This is a genomic window from Puniceibacterium antarcticum (assembly GCF_002760615.1).
In the GTDB taxonomy this organism is placed as follows: Bacteria; Pseudomonadota; Alphaproteobacteria; order Rhodobacterales; family Rhodobacteraceae; genus Puniceibacterium; species Puniceibacterium antarcticum.
Genome location: NZ_AWWI01000002.1, coordinates 1 through 16,637, shown reverse-complemented (window position 1 = coordinate 16,637; position 16,637 = coordinate 1). Strand labels below are relative to the sequence as shown.

Below are 16,637 nucleotides of genomic sequence, written 5' to 3'. Positions count from 1 at the left end.
CGTCGTTGCACTTGAACGGTGCCGCCCGCCCATGCGCGGACCAGCGCGGATCGAAGCGCGCCTGCGCGACCCCGCGTGCCCGGGCCCACCGGGCCGCAATCATCTCCGCCCCGTGCTTGCCACCCTTGTGGCAGAGGAAGATCTCCTGGTTGCGGTTCTGCTTGATCCGTTCGCGAACCTTGTCGAGCGTGTTGAAGATCACATCAACATCGGTCCAGTCGGTGGCGCCTGAGACGATCAGGGGAACCCCCTCGACTTTCGACTTCTCGGCGGTCTCGCGGTCGTGCTGCTCGAGGAGCTGCCGCGCCTCGAAGACCGCCCCGGTCTCCTGCGCCCGGACGCTCGCGCGCGACCCGGCTGCCGGGATGAAGGCGTGGCCCGTTTCGATCTCGTAACATTCCGCCGCCGCCTCGCTCATCACCTCGATGGCGCCGACAATCTCGCGCAGTTGCACAAAGCGCGCCTGCGCCTCTTCGAGCGCGGTCTCGGCGATCTCCGATCCGTCGTGGGATTTTGCCAGCGCGCCGATCTTGTCGGCGGTGCGGTCGACCTCCTTGCCAAGCGCCACCTTGCGGCGCTGCAGGATCGTCGCGAGCCCATGGGCCAGCGGTTCGATTTCTGCCTCAAGGCCGGTCCCGCGCAGCGGACCGAGCAAAGCCTCGAAGCTTTCGCGGATGATGCGGTCGGTCAGGATGTGATCTTCCGGGATCGGCAACTGTGCGTCCTTCTCGGTCAGTCCGAAAAGCTCGATGGTCTCGTAGGTGTTTGCGGTGTCGTAAGCCATGTCTGGTCTCCAGTATTCGGTTGAGGAGCCACCACGTGAGTGTGGGGGCATGGCCGAATGCCTGGTTTCCGAATCTGCCCGGGTCAGGGACGGCGCAGCCGCCGGCTTGCCGGGCGCAAAAGTTTTCTGCGCGCAGCACCGGACACATGCGCGCCCTCACGCACGGGACCATCCCGCGCCACATGCCCCGCCCCCGCCGAAAAGTTTTGCGATCCTTGACGCGGGCTGATTTGGGGGCCATCCGGAGGATATGCTTCCGCGCTCATGTGTGTGTGTTTTGACGGTAGGTTTGCCCGACCCGAGCAGGCAAACGGCCAGACCGGACGCGTGAGACGGATGGAGCGGCGGGATCGTTTTGCCCCGCAAAACAGACCAGAGCGCAATCCGGCGGAGCGGCCGGGGAGGGACGTGCTCGCGAGGCGGGCAAACCGGGACGCCGGGTGCAACGCCGCGGTGAGGCCGCATGGCCGAATGCGCGACGGTCCGAAGGGCCGTTCTCCCCTGCGACACGCGAAGCCGAGCTGGGGAGGCCGCAAGGCTTATGCCAAGGTTGATGTGCAGGCGACTACGCTGCCGACTATACGAATTACTTATCGCGGCATCCCACGTGATGGGCGGGAAGTCGTCATTCACAGCTAGTGCAAGCCGAAAAAGCTCCACTTCAAAAGCCGTCATTGGTGCGCTTGCGGCCCTAATGCGCCGAACACCTTGGTGAGCGATGATTCATGGACGATTTACCCGGCTGAACAACTAATCTAGCTTCACCCTAGAATTGCATTCTAAGGTGGTAGACTTGAAGAACTTTTGGGATGGCGAGCTGGTAGGAAAAAAGGAGTTGCTGCGCTTGTTGACGCGCGACGGCAAGTGGCTGCGCTGGGAGGGTGAGAAGGAAGACCCGGACGACCCCAGCAAGAAACCCAAGGCAGGATGCAAGGATCAGGTCGAAGAGGCTCTGTTGGCGGCGCTGCATTCAACCAATGTCGTGGTGCTGTTGGGGTCTGGGGCGTCCTTCTCGGCCAAGAACGAAGGTGGGCCGAGTGCGCCAGGGATGGGCGATCTGTGGCATGCTGTGCGAGATGCCGTTTCCGAAGGAAATATGGTCGACCACAAAGAGTTTGACGATCTCGCAAAGAAAGTAATGGGTGGCCTGCCGCAGAACGACAACGAGGGGAAGCAGAAGGCCGGAGATATCGAAAGCCTGTTGAGCCTCTGCAAGATGCAAATTGAGCTGCTCAATATTCGGGCGAAAAACGACCCTGATTTCGCTGATGGGCCTTGGTTGGATGAGCTGATTGAGTTTGTTCGCGTTGCTGAGAACACTATCTTGAGCAAGGTAGGTTTCGTTGGCGCGGGCACGGATTTGCCCGCGCAATTGGCATTCTTGAAAAAGTTCGCCCGCCGATCTCCGGAAAAGCCCAGAGTAAAGCTGTTCACCACGAACTACGATCTATGCATTGAGACGGCAGGCCTTCGCCTCGGCATCGTGCTGATCGACGGGTTTTCCCACAGTGCCGAACAGCGGTTCAACCGTGATCACTTCGACCATGACATCGTGCGACGAGCCGTATCGGGCACGAAGGCTGACTACCTCGACGGCGTGTTTCACCTCTACAAGCTGCACGGGTCAGTGGATTGGCGGCGACGTTCCGATGAAGTCGTTATCCGAAGCGTCGATGCCCCCGGCGAAGACCGCAAGCCAGTACTGATCTATCCTCGGTCTTCGAAATATCAGGAAGCATTCGGAAGCCCCTATCTCGACATGTTCGCGGCCTTGCAGGCAGCGTTGCGGGAACCCGACACAACGTTGATCGTCTCAGGCTTCGGGTTTGCTGATGATCACATCAGCGCCCCGATCTGGTCAGCCATCGAAACGAACCTGTCGCTTCGCCTTGTGCTTTGTGATCGTGGGTTCGTAGAGCACAGAAAGCTCTTCGATGAAGACGTGCAGGAAATTGACCTCGATCTAGGTGGACAACGCCACTACCAGAGCAAGATCGCGCGTCTTGTGCAGCAGGGCGATACGCGCATCACTATGCTGAACGGTCGTTTCGAAGACCTTGCCGATGCTCTCCCAATGATATCGGGCAAGACGGATCGCCAGCTCTTGCGGGATCGGCTTGAGAAGCTGCGCGAGGGCGATGGCGCATGAGCGAGCTTGCCTCCCTGATCGACCCGTCGAAGCGCATCGGAACAGTCACACGGGTGACGGCCAGTGCTGTAGAACTCACCTTGCCGAATGCACTTGCAGCCCTCGGGCGGCGTGGACTGGCAAAGGGTTCAGTTGGTGATTTCGTGTTTGTCGATTGCGATCGCTCAGCGATCTTGGGACGCGTGACGGAGGTTGGCATTCCAGACAGGCAACGAAACGTCCTTGAGCACCAGATCGAAACCGATCCCACGGTAGAGCCGCAGGGGCGTGTTCAATTGTTGGCGACCGTCAGCAAGACCACTCGGAAAGTGACGCGCGGTATCAACACGCAGCCAAGGGTCGGTGATGGGGTCTACCTCGCAGAAGGCGGAGCGTTGTCCAATTCCATCAAGGATGCCTTGGAAGGCGATGTGAAGGGAGACAGTGCACCGTTGCTCGTCGAGCTGGGGAACCTATCTGGGCTGGATGATGCCGCTCTCAGCATTCCGCCTGAGAAATTGTTCGGTCGTCATTGCGGAGTATTTGGTGCGACAGGCGGGGGGAAGAGCTGGACAGTGTCCCGCCTCGTCAATGAGATCGTGCGTATAGGTGGCAAGTGCATTCTGTTCGATCCAACGGGAGAATTCGCAGGAAAGGTAGCCGCCGCACGGGAGTTTGATTTCTCAAATGACCAAGCGGCTGAAGGCCGCTTGGCGCGGTTTCCGAGTGAGAAGCTGTCCGAGCTTGACTTGAACGCCCTGCTCAGACCAACCGGGCAAAGCCAAGGCCCCACTCTTCGGAGTGCGATTATCAGCTTGAGACTGGCTCGACTGCTGTTGGCAGACCCAGTGCGGTTTCCGCAGCATGCCGTCGAAGGCAGCGATGCTCTTCGAATAGAAGTTCAACACAACGACCAAACAGTCGGCTTCATCCACCTTGACGAGAACAGAACTGTTTCGAAAGCAAACCAACAGAGGAAGCCGCTTGGTCGCGCTCAGCTGATGCTAGCCGATCAGTTGGCGGCAGATGACTGTGACTTCGATCTCAAAGTACTTTCCAACCAAATTGGCAAAGAATGTCTGTTCCCGGCTAACACGGACGGCACATTTGGCGGGGTAGACCCGAAGCAAGTAGGTTACAACAATACCTTGGTTATTCGGATCGAGACGCTTTTGAACTCTCCTGATATGTCATGCTTCTTTTCTCAAGAAGGCTTGGATATATGCGAAGAAATCGAGGGGTTTCTTGATGATCCAGATGCGAGGGCTTTGGTGCTTTCATTCGAAAACGTGAGCTTTAAGCACAATGCGCGTGAGTTGCTGCTGAACGCTATTGGACGCTATCTGCTTGGCATCGCGCGGCAGGGGCGTTTTCGACAAAATCCGCTTGTTTGCTTCTTGGATGAAGCTCACCAGTTTATTGGCCGGTCTGTCGGCGATGACCAGAATAGCGTTAACCTCGATGCCTTTGGCCTCATCGCCAAGGAAGGCAGGAAGTACGGACTGACCACCGTTGTCGCGACGCAGCGTCCCAGAGATGTGCCACAGGATGTTCTCAGTCAACTTGGAACCCTCTTTGTACATCGGCTAACCAATGAGCGAGACCGGGAAACCATTGAAAGGGCATGCGGTGATCTTGATCGCAGCGCCGCTGCCTTTATCCCATCTCTATCACAAGGCGAGGCGATCATTGTCGGCCCCGATTTACCCGCACCGTTGCCGATCATGATGAGCAAACCCGAAAAAGGTCAGCAACCAGAAAGCCACGGCCCGAAGTATCAGGAATTTTGGGGCAAAACTGAAGCAGCCCCATTGACCGAAGATTTTTGATCAGAATAGTAGGAAGTATTGATGTTCGATTTCTACTCAGCTGACTATCGTCGAATGCTTTTCCCGATGTCGACAAACCGCTACTTGATCGAAAATGGTCAAGCCGAGATTGCCGAGTTTTTGAATCGTTGCCTTGATCCCGATCAGGAATCTTTTTCATTCCGTTCGCAAACCAGGGTTTATGCCGGCAAGCCCGGTTTTCACCTGAGGCGAACCGTTAAACTGGACCCTGTGGCGGAGTATTTTATTTACGATCTCGTCTTACGAAATAGAACCCGCTTCAGAGCGCCCTACCACGAGCACAAGAAGCATTTTGGCTACCGCTTTCAAGATGGTGAGCCACTCAATCCTTCGGGATCATATCGAGGATATAAGGGGGCCATTGCTGCGTATCGAGATCAATTCAGATACAGCTTGAGCTTCGATGTCGCTGCTTATTTCAACTCAGTTTACCACCATGACCTCGTTTCTTGGTTGTCCAGAACCGGAGCATCTGAACAGGATTACCAGGCGTTTGGTCAGTTTCTTCGGGAAATAAACACGGGGCGGTCAGTCGATTGTCTGCCACAGGGCATTTACCCAACGAAAATGATAGGCAACGACTTTCTCCGTTTTGTCGAGCAGTTTCACGGATTGCGCAGCAATGCGGTTGTTAGGTTTATGGACGATTTTGTACTTTTTTCCGACTCGCGGCGTGATCTTCGTCATGACTTCATTACGATCCAGCGCTTGTTGGGTGAAAAAGGCCTTTCACTGAATCCAAACAAGACCAGTGACGGAGTGCGAGAGAACGTTGAACTTGAGGATGCGATCGAAGACGTAAGGATACAGCTACTCCAAAGACGGCGTGTCGTTATTACTGACTATGATGGTATTCCCGATGAAGAGGTCGAAGTTGAACAGGATTTGTCGGATGAAGAAATGGGTTTTCTGCGAGGCCTACTACAACAAGATGATATCGAAGAAGAGGACGCAGAGCTCGTACTGGCGTTGATGGCAGAGCATGCCGAAGAAGCGATTGACCGTCTTGCAGACATAGCGCGTCGCTTCCCACACCTATTCAAGAATATTCACTCATTTTGCCGTGAGGCGGAAGACGAGGAAGCCATAGCCGCATTCGTCTTGGAACTACTTCGTGACAATGACGCGATGATCTACGAGTTTCAGCTTTTTTGGCTGACCCACATTCTTGAAGATCGGCTTCTTAACACCAATTCAGCGGCAGAGATCATAGACAGGCTGAACAATCATCCAAACGCCACATCGATCTCAAGAGCTAAACTCCTCGAAATACCCGACTTAAGGTACGGTTTAGTAGAGCTTCGCGACGCCCATTTGGGTGCTGGGCAATCCGATTGGTTGTCCTGGTCTAGCGCGGTCGGCCACAGAGGATTGAATAGAATCGACCGCCGTCACAGATTGGGTTACTTTGCCAAAGCTTCAAACTACAATAAGCTTGTGTTTGACATAGTGTCGAAGAATTGAGTGGGCCTTTAGAGTTCACCTGAATTTTTGATATTGTCAGTATTACCGAATTTTGCACAGCGTCCGCTCTGGGGAAGCTGCGCCGCAGCACCTAACTAAATCGGCAAAGTCCGCAACGGGCCGACCACGTCGGGCGTACTGCTTCATTCCAGATCGACGTCGCCCATGCGTGGCGCATGGACATGCGTTCGGACCAGTAACGCCGCAGCCGCGCCAGCGATGGCGCCGAAGAGATGCGCCTCCCACGAGACGCCGGGTTGGCCCGGAAGAACGCCCCAGAGAATGGAGCCATAGAGGACACCTACCACCAGTGCCGCGCCTAGCGTGATCAGCGAGCGATCCACGAGGCCGCGCACCACGAGGAAGCCGAACCAGCCGAAGACCAGCCCTGACGCTCCGATATGAATGGCCGAGCTGCCGAACAGCCACACGAGACCGCCGCCGAAGCCGATCACCACGGCGTTCACCGGCAGCAAGGCTCGCGTGGTTGTTGCCACCAGCAGTCCACCCATCACCAGCAGCGGCGGCGTATTGGCCATCAGGTGCGCGAAGCTCCCATGCAGGAGGGGCATCGCGATGATGCCATCCAACCCACCGAAATACCGCGGGATCAGCCCGAACGCCGGGTTCAGGCCGTAGCCGGTGATCCAATTGATGACCTGGACCGCCCAGAGCAGGGCGACAAAGGCGGCAAGCGCCGCACCGCGCCGAAAAAAAGCGCGCATGTGATCCCGGTTCATCATGGCGGCGACAGTAGACGTCTCCGCAAGCCCTTCAACGGCTTTCGCGCGCTGCACAGGGTGCCACTTCCGGGAAAGGGGGTTTCAGGCGGCCAACCTTGGTACGGCTCAAGCCAAGAGATTGGCTTCGATCTTACACAGTGTTCCCCGGCCGCAGCGGCATGATTTCACGCTCGGGGCGCTTCAGGGCTTCGGCGTATTTGCGGGCATTGTCATCGATCGTGCTGTGCCACAGCTTCGAGACGAACGCTCGGGCGTCTTGGACCGTCATGTCCTTCAGCGATGAGGACAGCGCCATGAAGAGCTCATCCTCACTGATCGCAGCGGCACGGTGCATGGCTTCCGCGTAGAATTCGGAATCGTTCAGAACCTGCTCGCTTAGCGGCATCCGCGCGAGGTTCTCTTCCGGGATCGCCATGAAGATCGTGTCCTGCAGGTCGGTCAGATACGCACGCCGCGATGTGGACACCGGCTTTCCCGCCGCCTTGGCCTCCAGATATGCCTGCCTTGTCCTGTCGAGCTTTGCCCTTGCATGGGTCATGATGACTTCACGCTTTCGGGCGGGTGGCGCGAATCCGGTGCAGCGCTCGATATGGGCGAGGAGATCTTCAACCTCTGCCTCAACATTAAAGCTCTCGAACCATGGAGCCGTCCCTGATCTAGCCGCCACGCGCCCGCCCTCGATATTACGTTAATATATTATTGTATCGCATTTACACCTGATCGCAAGCGGGTGGCGTCCTTCACGCAAGCGGACATGGAAAAAGGGGAACCGTGGTCCCACGGCTCCCCTTTGGGTTCAGATCGTCTCGCCCTCGCACGCCGATTAGGCGACCAGCGACAGCCCCGCGCCTGCGTCCTGCGGTTGCTCACCGCTGTCGATGAACGGGATGATCGCGAAGGTCTGCCCGCTGCGCTGCTCTTCGTTCTGCACGGCGTTGACGCGCAGGTCGCCATCAGGCGTGTTGATCAGCAGCGACAGGTAGTCATTGCCCGTGCGGCTGCTTTTCGCCATCCAGGCCGAGCCGACGCGGATCGGTGTGCCCCGGGGCGAGCTAACCTCGATCCGGTAATCGGGGTGGGTCTCCTCGGATTTGTAGCTGTTCTCGATCAGCATGAACTCCAGATCGAACATCATGTTGGCGATGTAGCCAGTGAAGGCGTTGTCAGCGTCCATGGCGGTGAGCTCGCCCGAAATCGAGCCGGATTTCATCAGGCCGTTCGAGACCAGCGGGATGATCTCGAATTCGCCGCTCTGGGCCGCGCGCGCCTCTTTCGTCTGCACCGCGTTGACCCGGAACGGACCCAAGCCGACATCGATCTGCATCGAGATGTAGGGGTTGCCGCTGGTATTGCCGGTCTCGTTCCAGGCCGTACCGATGCGCACCTTGCGGCCTGATTTGTTGACTGCCGTCACGTCAAAATCCGGGCTGCGCTCGGACATCTTCGGGCGGGTTTCAAGCTGGATGGCGATGTCAAAGCGCACCCCGTGGATCATGCCGGTGTACTCGGCGGCTGCGGTCTCGACATTGCGGGTGAGGGTTCCTGCGAACATGGGATGGTTCCTTTTGGATTGGCCGGTGTCTGACGTCCTTGCCAGCGCATCCGGGATTGCTTTCTCGACCCCTTGAGGGATCACAAATCAGAAAGCCTGCTTTCCTTTCAGCCCCGCCCAAAGCTCAGAGCTGCCGTCCGAGAGGGAATGCCCCCGTGCCTCCGGGTGCTACGCCCCTCCCCTGCCCATCTGGTCTTGATTGGCGGCCGAGATTTTCCGCGCCGTCCTCCGATCGCGCGATGAAGAACTCCGCCTCTTTTCCGTTCAACCGTTGCCCGCTCCGGTCGGTCAGGCCGATGCAGCTACCGTTCGGCACATAGGTGATCAGGTACTGACCGAGCCGGTCCTTGTGGACAACGTAGCCGGTATTGGCCCAGTGCACGGTCTGGCCGGCATCGACGGCCGCCTTGATGTCTTCGAGTGTCATGGGATACTCCTTACGAAGAATGGTGGGTAAACGACGCAAGAAGCCCGGTCGTCCAACCGGGCTTCCATGCAGCATTCGTTTGGCAAACGACCGAGAGCTGTCAGGCACCTTGCGTGGCTTGCGTCGCGCGCGCCGCCATCCAATCCTTCAGGCCAAGAACCGTTCTTCCGGCGGCGACCTCGGAGGCCCAGGCAACCCTTGGGTCGCCGCAGGGCTCATCGCCAGAATGCCGGTCGATGTGGCCATTGGCCATCCATGGCTCAGGCTGTATCCGTCGCAGCCAGTCCGCCATGCTCGGGATACGGCCTTGACAGTCTTCGCGGACATGCTGCTCGCCGATCCAGCGCACGGGGATTTCTCGACCAGCGCTATTGGTCAGGGTCAGGCCAAAGACACGTTCAGCCTCGAACAGGCCTTGGGCATGATGCCGCATGGCTCGGTGCGTGAAGAGCGCGAGATGCTCTTTTGAGGCGTCAAACCAATCGTGCACAGCCTGATAGTCAGACGGCACCCCGCCGAATTTCCGGGCAGAGCTTTCGGCATGATGAAGCGGATGGGCCATCTCACAGCCCCTCGTCATAGCTGTGCGAGCATTCGACATAGCGGTCGGCATGATCCAAGGTGATACTGTCGTTGCGCAAGTCCCAGGTCAGCGTGCCGTAGCCGCCCTCGTTGTTTTCGAACCCCGGGTGATGGTGATAGGCGAGCGACCAGGCGAAGTCGCCAACCTCTGTGGCAAGCGCCTCCGGCAGTTGGACCTCTGCAGGCTGCACCGTCACATCCTCGACATTGCCGGAGTCGCCATAGCCTTCGTATTCGGCGGTGACCTCGCTGATGCCAAGCGCACGTAGTTGCGCGAGGAGCTCCGTTCGGGATGCCTTCAGGGTGGTTTCACGCTCCGCGCGCCATTGAGCCGCCATTACGGCATAATCGATCTGGGGATTGGTCATGGGTCCGTCCTCTTCTCTGAATTTGGGGGGGCCGGGCCTGACATTGGTCTGCGCGCGCCCGGAAAGCGCAGACCGGCCAAATCCCGATCCGCGACGCCCGACCGGAAGCCCGCTTTGACTTTTCAGGCGGCTTGTTCTGCCGCTTTGGTGGTTCCCTGCCCAACGATCCGGGCCAGAATGCTTCCCGTGTCGACCCCGTCCCCATGCGGCAGGAACACCCGCAGCTGGAAGGCGATGATCTCGGTGAAACATCCCATTGCCTTGAGGCCGTCGATCATGCCCTTGTCCGCGCCGCCAAGCTCGAGGCGCATCTCGCCTGCGACACGGCGACGGGTCAGGGTGAGACCCCGGCCCAGATCGACAGGCGCGGTGGTGCCAAGGGCGGCGGTCAGCATCTCCTGCGGTGTTTGCGGGTTGGAGACGAGGAAGCGGGCGCGCAGCGCGGCCGCCCCTTCTTCGCTCAGCGTGCGCCCGATCATGGCGGTCGCCCCGTCCGGCGTGACCCTGTAGATGCGTTCATTCGTGGTCGGAATGTCCTTCCAGATCGGCAACAAGAGCCCGGTCAGTAGGTAGAGCTTGGTCGTGGTGGTTTTTGGCAGCGACACTGCCTCGGTATCCCAAAGCCCTGCAAAGTCGGGCCTGTTGATCTCTTCCCAGGCCGAGGACTCGAACCGCACCTCTTCGAGATAGCTCGACCCGTTAGGCCGCACTGCCTTGCGCATCAGCGTCACGATATCCTCGTCATACATCTGCATGGGGCGCGCCGAGATGAGCGCCGCGCGACCGGAGGCGCGATTCACCATCTGCAGCTTGTCCGGATTGCGCGATATGGCCTCTTCGGCGCCCAGGACATGGACCGGGTCCGTCACCTCAAGTCCGATGATCCGCGTCACGGCGCCGGATTTCGGGCAGGTCCAGAGATCCTCGGTGGAGACCTGTTCGATCTTTTCGCCGCGCAGGGTTTCGACGCCAAGATCGAGCGTGCCCGCCGCGCGCGCCCTTTCCGTCTGATCGGCGATCCGCCTCATGAACTCGGCAAAGAGCGCGTTCTGCATGTGGATGGGAAGGGCAAGCACCCGGTTGAGAAACCGCTGGATCGGGGGAAGCTCCTCTAGGAGCACCCCGTCCTTGTCGATCAGCCGCAGGGCCGTCCAGTCGGTGAAACTCTCGTAGCTCATCGCCTCAGCGCGCCCGGCGGCAAGATCGGCGAAATACCCACGCAGCGCCGCCCGTGCGATCGGGCTTTCGAGATTGTCCTCCTCGCGGAACATGCCTTGCGAGCCGGTCTCGCGCTGGCCCTTGGTCAAGGCCCCCAGCTGGTCGAGGCGCTTGGCGATCGTCGAGGTGAAACGCTTTTCGCCATGCACATCCGAGGTGCAGACCCTGAAGAAGGGCGCGCTGACCTGAGCCGAGCGATGCGTGCGGCCCAGCCCTTGGATGGCCGCATCTGCGCGCCAGCCGGGCTCCAGAAGAAAGTGCCGCCGCCGTTTCTGGTTCTTCGCCGTTTGGGCCGCATGGTAAGATCGGCCCGTGCCGCCTGCCTCGGAGAAGATCAGGATATCCTTTTCGCCGTCCATGAAGGCTTGGGTCTCGGATGAATTGCTGCTGGCGGCGCGCTTCTCGATGAAGAGATGACCATCCTCGGCCTTGAGGGGCCGGATGGACCGGCCCGTGACCTCTGCTACAGCCTCGTCGCCAAAGGCCCAGAGGATCTGATCGAGCGCCGAGGGGATCGGCGCCAGCGTCATCAACTCCATCATGGCCGCGTCACGCAAAGCGAGCGCCTCGCGCGAGACAACCAGCGCCCCGGTCTCATCCCGCAAAGGTTCTGCCACCATATTGCCGTCGATCTCGACCAGCTTTTGCGCATGGATCGGGAAAGCCTGTTCGAGGTAGCCGAGAACATAGTCGCGCGGCGTCAAGGCCCCCTCAACGAGTTCATCCTCCGGGTCCATCGCCTCAAGTCGGCGTTTGAGCAGGCTCTCACCTGTCGAGACAACCTGGATGACGCAAGCCTTGCCCGCCGCCAGATCGTCCTTGATGGCGTGGATGATGCTTGGAGCCTTCATGCCCATCAGGAGATGGTTGAAGAAGCGCTGTTTCGTGCTCTCGAAGCGAGATTTGGCCGAGGCGCGTGCGGCCGAGGCATTGGTCTCGCCCGAGGCATCGTTGACGCCGGTCGCAGTCAACGCGGCTTCGAGATTGTGGTGGATCGTCCGAAACGCACCCGCGTATGCATCGTAGATCTGGATCTGGGCCGGGGTGAGCGCGTGTTCGAGTACGTCATATTCCACACCATCAAAGCTGAGGGCACGGGCCGTGTAGAGGCCGAGCGTCTTGAGATCACGCGCGACCACCTCCATGGCAGCCACGCCGCCGGCTTCCATCGCTGAAACGAAACCCTCGCGGCTCGGGAAGGGGTATTCCGGCCCCTGCCCCCAGAGACCGAGACGCGCGGCATAGGCCAGGTTGTGCACGCTCGTGGCGCCCGTGGCCGAGATATAGAAGACGCGAGCGCGGGGTGCTGCCAGTTGCAGCCGCAGGCCCGCAAGGCCCTGCTGCGAGGGTTTGACCCCCCTGCCCTGCTCGGACCCGGCCGCGTTCTGCATGGCATGGGCCTCATCAAAAGCGAGGACGCCTTCAAAGTCTTCGCCCATCCAGTCGAGGATCTGGCTCAGCCGCGTGGTGCCGCATTTGCCCGCGGACCGCAGCGTGGCGTAGGTGACGAAGAGGATACCGTCGCCCATCGGGATGGGCTGGTCCGGTTTCCATTTGGAGAGCGGCTGGATGTCGGCGGGCGAGCCGCCGAGATCGCTCCAGTCGCGGATGGCGTCCTCGATGAGCGTGGCGGATTTGGAGACCCAGATCGCCTTTCTGCGCCCGGCCAGCCAGTTCACGAGAATGAGCCCCGCGCATTCGCGGCCCTTGCCGCAGCCGGTGCCGTCCCCGAGGAAATAGCCGAGGCGATAGGCCCGTGCATCCGGGTCATCATCGGCGCGCGTCATCTTGGTCTGGTCATCATCTAGGCGCATCCGCCCCGGCAGATCGCGCCCGTGGGCATCATGCGCCATGACGATGGTCTCGAGCTGCGCCTCGGAGAGATGTCCCTCCTCGATCAACCGTGCGGGCAGGCGCAAGTCATCACTGCCCGTGTTTGAGGGCATGGGCGGGGCAACCGAGGCCATGGCGATGCTTTCAACGAGCGGCGTGGGATGTTCCTGCGCACCCGCAATCTCGATCCGCTGCGGACGGTAGCGCGCATAGATGTCCGAGATGGGCGTGTTGTCGCGCGGGGTCTCAAAGCTTGTGAAGCTGAGCGGACGGACGGCATTGGCCCGGGGTTTGGAGGCGGCGACAGGCGAAGCGGCGGTCTTGCGCGGGGCAGATGATGGAACGGTCGGCCGCCCGTTAGGGATCGCCGCCGCCCGTTGGGCGGGGCGCATCTCGGGCCGGGTTGCGGCCACGGCGTCGACATATGCCAAGGCTTCATCCAGATCCCGGACATTGGCGCGGATCATCTCGCCGCCCTCCTGCACCTTGTCGAAGACCATGAGCTGGGTTTCGACAGAGGTGCCGAGCTTGCGGTAGACCTGCCCCGGCATCGTCAACGCCAAGCGCGGCGTCAGGAGACCGCAGGCGCGTGACCAATGCGCGGCATCGCGTTCGGGCGTGAATCCCGGCGGCATGATCGCCACCAGCCGCCCACCGGGCGCCAGGCGCTTTGCTGCCGCGATGAGATGTTTGGCGGCGATGTGCTTGTCTCGGGAGCGATCGACCGAGGAGGCGAAGGGCGGGTTCATCACCACGACGTCGGGTAGAACCGGCGTCTGCAGCAGATCATCGATATGCTCGCCGTCATGGCCTGTGACCTCGCCGCCGAAAACCGCGCGCAGGAGGCGCTGGCGAAAGGGGTCGATTTCATTGAGCACAAGCGTGGCACCGGCCCGGGCAGCGAAAGCGGCCAGGGCACCAGTGCCAGCCGAGGGTTCCAGCACGGTCTCGCCCTTGCGGATCGCCGCCGCCCGTAAGACCAGCGCCGCGAATGCCAGCGGCGTGGAAAACTGCTGGAGCCGGATTTGCTGCTCTGACCGGCGCGTTTCCGTCAGGAGCCGTGAGGCAAGCAGCTTTGCAGCGGCCATGTCACCTGCCGCGCCGTCCCCACGCAGCAGCACCTGGACAGCCGCGGCCTGCATCAGGTCATATGCCATGCGCCAGTCCCAGGCACCGCCGGCATCGCTGCCATGAAACGTCTCGCGCATGATGCGCGCGAGCGCTGAGCTGCGCAGGGGTTGGTGGTCGACCTCCGCGCCGATCTGCGCGATGGCAGAGACGAGATCAGTGTCGGAGATTGGGAATGCCGGGTTTGCCGGATTGGGCTTGGTCATGGGGGTTTCCTTTGGATCAGGGTCTGAGTTCCAAAGGACAAAAAGCCCGCTTTCGCTTTTCAGGGGATCCGGCCCAAAAGCTATTAAGAAGGGCGGGCCGTCAACGCAATCCGCCCTCCTCAGCAACAAAGAGAAAGCCACGCAGCAAAACCGCCGAACTTGTTGATCAATAAAGCCGACATTGAGGCGGCGCGCGGCGACCGGCCGCTAGGAGCCCAGACTCACCGATGCTGCGGGGCGCGCGAATGTCGGCTTTCGTCCGGCGCGTCGCACCATGATGGAGTTAGTCAGCTTCCACCAAGTCACTCCGGGCATCGCGGATGATCATCCACGACGAATGCAGGAAAAGCCCCGCGATCGCGAACGCGACGATCAGGTCGGGCCATGCACTGCCAAGCCACGCGACCAGCCCGGCGGCGATGACCACGGCGAGGTTGCCGAAGGCGTCGTTGCGAGAGAACAGCCAGACGGCTCGCATATTGGCATCACCCTTGCGGTGCTTTAGCAGCGGCAGCACCGCGAGGATGTTTACGATCAGCGCACCTACCGCGAAGGCTCCCATCAACCCGGCTTCTGGCGTGGTCTGGTTGAGGACACGCCAGAGCGTGCTGCCGACAACGCCAAGGCCCAGAAGGCCCAGAAACACGCCTTGGATCATCGCCGACCGCGCCCGCCATGTCAGGCTCCAGCCGATGGCGAGCAGGCCCAGAAACGTGATCGCACCATCGCCCAGAAAATCGAGCGCGTCTGCCTTCAGCGCCTGCGAACCGGACAGGAACCCGCCGAACATTTCGACCACGCCGTATCCGAGATTGAGCGCGACCACGATCCAGAGCGCGCGGCGATAGCTCGGGTCTTTGTAAGCCGGATCGGACGATGTATCCCCGCTCTTGATCAGCTCAAAGCCATAGCCGGTTGCGTCCAGTGCTGGACGCACTTTCGGCAAGTCGTCTTCGGCGATCCGCAATGTCATGACATGGGTTGCGGCAGACACCTTCACATCGCCTTCAGCCACGCCCGCAGACCGAGCGGCCCGTTCGATCTCGGCGGCATCCTTGGCGCAGTCCATGCCATGCACCCGCATCCGGATCGGCAAAGACGTTGTAGGCAATGTGGTGTTATCTGCTCGGCTCATATGCGATCCTCTTGAAGGTAGCGTGCGAAAGAAGTCGCCGCTAACGTATCAGTGGATAATGATATGACAGCGCAAAACATTCAAGACGATCTTTCGGCACCCGATACACTGGAACTGCGGGCAAAGCTCTTCCGGGGCCTAAGCGATCCCAGCCGTCTGACGATCCTCGATGCGCTACTGTCGGACGAACGCAGCGTGCAGGAAATCGTTACCCAAACAGGGCTTGGTCAGCCCAATGTCTCGAACCATCTGCGCTGCCTTTTGGATTGCGGTCTGGTCAGTCGCAGGAACGAAGGTCGGTTCGTCCGGTATCGCCTTGCGGACAGGCGGATCGCTGATCTCATCCGCGACGCAGATCAACTACTTGCCTCGACAGCCGTAGGGGTCGATGCCTGCCGAAGCTATACGGACTAACCGGCGCGACCTGCTGCAATGTCCTATCGGTGCGCCAAACCTGAAGCAGCCATCTGCGCATCCGCAGCGAATGCACCCTTTGTCCGCATCTTACCAGTTCGTACACGATGCAGCGAACGGCAGGTGTACGGATAGGGAGGGACTTCTGAGAATTTCATCGTACCAGCCATATGACACACCAATGTCGCCTCTTTCACTCGGCTCAAGGGTGACGGGAGATAATATCGCAGAACGAGCCCCTTACTGGCAGCCTTAGCGGGGGATTCTGCCCCCTCCGGAATTCGACCCCACTTACCGATCAGGCGCCGCTTCAAGGGACGTCTCGAACCGCTTGTCCGCCGCCACTGCTTCTTTCAAGAGCGCGTCGAAATTGTCAGGTGGATTGCCATCTTCCAGCATCCCTTTGAACGTCGCATAGGCATCCGTCTTGCTGCCGTAGGCGCGCAGGGTCTTGTCGTCATTCACCCATGCCACCACGATGACCTTCGCATCGCTGTTGAAGCGGTAGAACAACCGATACTGCTGGAAGAATTTCGCCCCTTGCGGGGGTCGCCGAGTGTGCCGCCTTGCCGGAAGGCTGCGGCACCCGGATCTGCCGGTATGGCCTCGGTCACCAGCTTGAAGATGGCGGCCAGCCGTTTCGTGGAATTTTTCTTGCGCCAGGTCTTGGGATCGCGTGCCTTACGCGCCTCGACCTCCAGGGTCAGCCCTTCGAGCTGGTCCAGAAAGAGCGGATGCGCATAAATCGACCATCCGTTTACGACAAGGGGCGCTTGGGCGGGCACGCTATCGCCGCTCATTCATC

At 60.0% G+C, this 16,637-nt stretch carries 13 protein-coding genes and 1 pseudogene; 4 read left to right on the top strand and 10 right to left on the bottom strand.

The genetic code is table 11. The features are described from left to right. Positions 1 to 784: DUF2493 domain-containing protein (locus P775_RS00085; protein WP_099909060.1), on the bottom strand; the 784-nt coding region annotated here is incomplete at its 3' end. A 793-nt stretch (positions 785 to 1,577) separates the two neighbouring features. Between P775_RS00085 and P775_RS00080 the strand changes: the two genes are divergently transcribed. The 3 genes from P775_RS00080 to drt5 are packed head-to-tail and all read left to right on the top strand — an operon-like array spanning position 1,578 to position 6,226. Next, complete coding sequence (locus P775_RS00080; protein ID WP_099909059.1) at positions 1,578 to 2,933, top strand: SIR2 family protein; 1,356 nt, start codon at positions 1,578 to 1,580, stop codon at positions 2,931 to 2,933. Next, on the top strand, positions 2,930 to 4,741 hold the full coding sequence (locus tag P775_RS00075; RefSeq protein ID WP_099909058.1) for an ATP-binding protein: 1,812 nt from the start codon (positions 2,930 to 2,932) through the stop codon (positions 4,739 to 4,741). Before P775_RS00080 ends, P775_RS00075 begins: the two co-directional genes overlap by 4 nt. Before the next feature lie 21 nt (positions 4,742 to 4,762). Then, positions 4,763 to 6,226, top strand: coding sequence for an antiviral reverse transcriptase Drt5 (gene drt5, locus P775_RS00070; RefSeq protein ID WP_099909057.1), 1,464 nt, complete (start codon positions 4,763 to 4,765; stop codon positions 6,224 to 6,226). Between the two features lie 143 nt (positions 6,227 to 6,369). On the opposite strand, the gene P775_RS00065 is transcribed toward drt5, so the two are convergent. From P775_RS00065 to P775_RS00030, 8 genes are all read right to left on the bottom strand, one after another. Next, the gene (locus P775_RS00065; RefSeq protein WP_099909061.1) at positions 6,370 to 6,951 is read right to left on the bottom strand and encodes a rhomboid family intramembrane serine protease; all 582 of its coding nucleotides are present in this window, start codon (positions 6,949 to 6,951) and stop codon (positions 6,370 to 6,372) included. A gap of 148 nt (positions 6,952 to 7,099) precedes the next feature. Next, a complete protein-coding gene (locus P775_RS00060) occupies positions 7,100 to 7,636 on the bottom strand; it encodes a hypothetical protein (protein ID WP_245875497.1) in 537 nt (178 codons plus the stop codon). 156 nt (positions 7,637 to 7,792) lie between these two features. Beyond that, positions 7,793 to 8,521 (bottom strand): DUF736 family protein, encoded by a 729-nt coding sequence (locus tag P775_RS00055; protein WP_099909055.1) that lies wholly within the window; start codon positions 8,519 to 8,521, stop codon positions 7,793 to 7,795. Between the two features lie 124 nt (positions 8,522 to 8,645). Next, a complete protein-coding gene (locus P775_RS00050) occupies positions 8,646 to 8,948 on the bottom strand; it encodes a hypothetical protein (protein WP_099909054.1) in 303 nt (100 codons plus the stop codon). Positions 8,949 to 9,048: 100 nt separating this feature from the next. Beyond that, on the bottom strand, positions 9,049 to 9,510 hold the full coding sequence (locus P775_RS00045) for a DUF6915 family protein (RefSeq protein WP_099909053.1): 462 nt from the start codon (positions 9,508 to 9,510) through the stop codon (positions 9,049 to 9,051). A gap of 1 nt (position 9,511) precedes the next feature. Continuing rightward, a complete protein-coding gene (locus tag P775_RS00040) occupies positions 9,512 to 9,898 on the bottom strand; it encodes a DUF6878 family protein (protein ID WP_099909052.1) in 387 nt (128 codons plus the stop codon). A gap of 122 nt (positions 9,899 to 10,020) precedes the next feature. Next, entirely contained in the window at positions 10,021 to 14,283 is a 4,263-nt protein-coding gene (locus tag P775_RS00035; protein WP_099909051.1) for a strawberry notch family protein, read from the bottom strand. Positions 14,284 to 14,566: 283 nt separating this feature from the next. Continuing rightward, positions 14,567 to 15,418, bottom strand: coding sequence for a cation diffusion facilitator family transporter (locus P775_RS00030; protein ID WP_099909050.1), 852 nt, complete (start codon positions 15,416 to 15,418; stop codon positions 14,567 to 14,569). 63 nt (positions 15,419 to 15,481) lie between these two features. Here P775_RS00030 and P775_RS00025 point away from each other — a divergent pair, with 63 nt between their 5' ends. Beyond that, positions 15,482 to 15,832 (top strand): ArsR/SmtB family transcription factor, encoded by a 351-nt coding sequence (locus tag P775_RS00025; protein ID WP_099909049.1) that lies wholly within the window; start codon positions 15,482 to 15,484, stop codon positions 15,830 to 15,832. Positions 15,833 to 16,123: 291 nt separating this feature from the next. Here P775_RS00025 and P775_RS00020 read toward each other — a convergent pair. Next, positions 16,124 to 16,632, bottom strand: a pseudogene (locus P775_RS00020) (type II toxin-antitoxin system YhaV family toxin). Between the last annotated feature and the right edge of the window lie 5 nt (positions 16,633 to 16,637).

Coding starts and splice junctions, on each gene's coding strand:
- P775_RS00050 (WP_099909054.1), bottom strand. CDS start 8,948: ATGACACTCGAAGACATCAAGGCGGCCGTCGATGCCGGCCAGACCGTG.
- P775_RS00030 (WP_099909050.1), bottom strand. CDS start 15,418: ATGAGCCGAGCAGATAACACCACATTGCCTACAACGTCTTTGCCGATC.
- P775_RS00035 (WP_099909051.1), bottom strand. CDS start 14,283: ATGACCAAGCCCAATCCGGCAAACCCGGCATTCCCAATCTCCGACACT.
- P775_RS00045 (WP_099909053.1), bottom strand. CDS start 9,510: ATGGCCCATCCGCTTCATCATGCCGAAAGCTCTGCCCGGAAATTCGGC.
- drt5 (WP_099909057.1), top strand. CDS start 4,763: ATGTTCGATTTCTACTCAGCTGACTATCGTCGAATGCTTTTCCCGATG.
- P775_RS00075 (WP_099909058.1), top strand. CDS start 2,930: ATGAGCGAGCTTGCCTCCCTGATCGACCCGTCGAAGCGCATCGGAACA.
- P775_RS00040 (WP_099909052.1), bottom strand. CDS start 9,898: ATGACCAATCCCCAGATCGATTATGCCGTAATGGCGGCTCAATGGCGC.
- P775_RS00065 (WP_099909061.1), bottom strand. CDS start 6,951: ATGCGCGCTTTTTTTCGGCGCGGTGCGGCGCTTGCCGCCTTTGTCGCC.
- P775_RS00025 (WP_099909049.1), top strand. CDS start 15,482: ATGACAGCGCAAAACATTCAAGACGATCTTTCGGCACCCGATACACTG.
- P775_RS00055 (WP_099909055.1), bottom strand. CDS start 8,521: ATGTTCGCAGGAACCCTCACCCGCAATGTCGAGACCGCAGCCGCCGAG.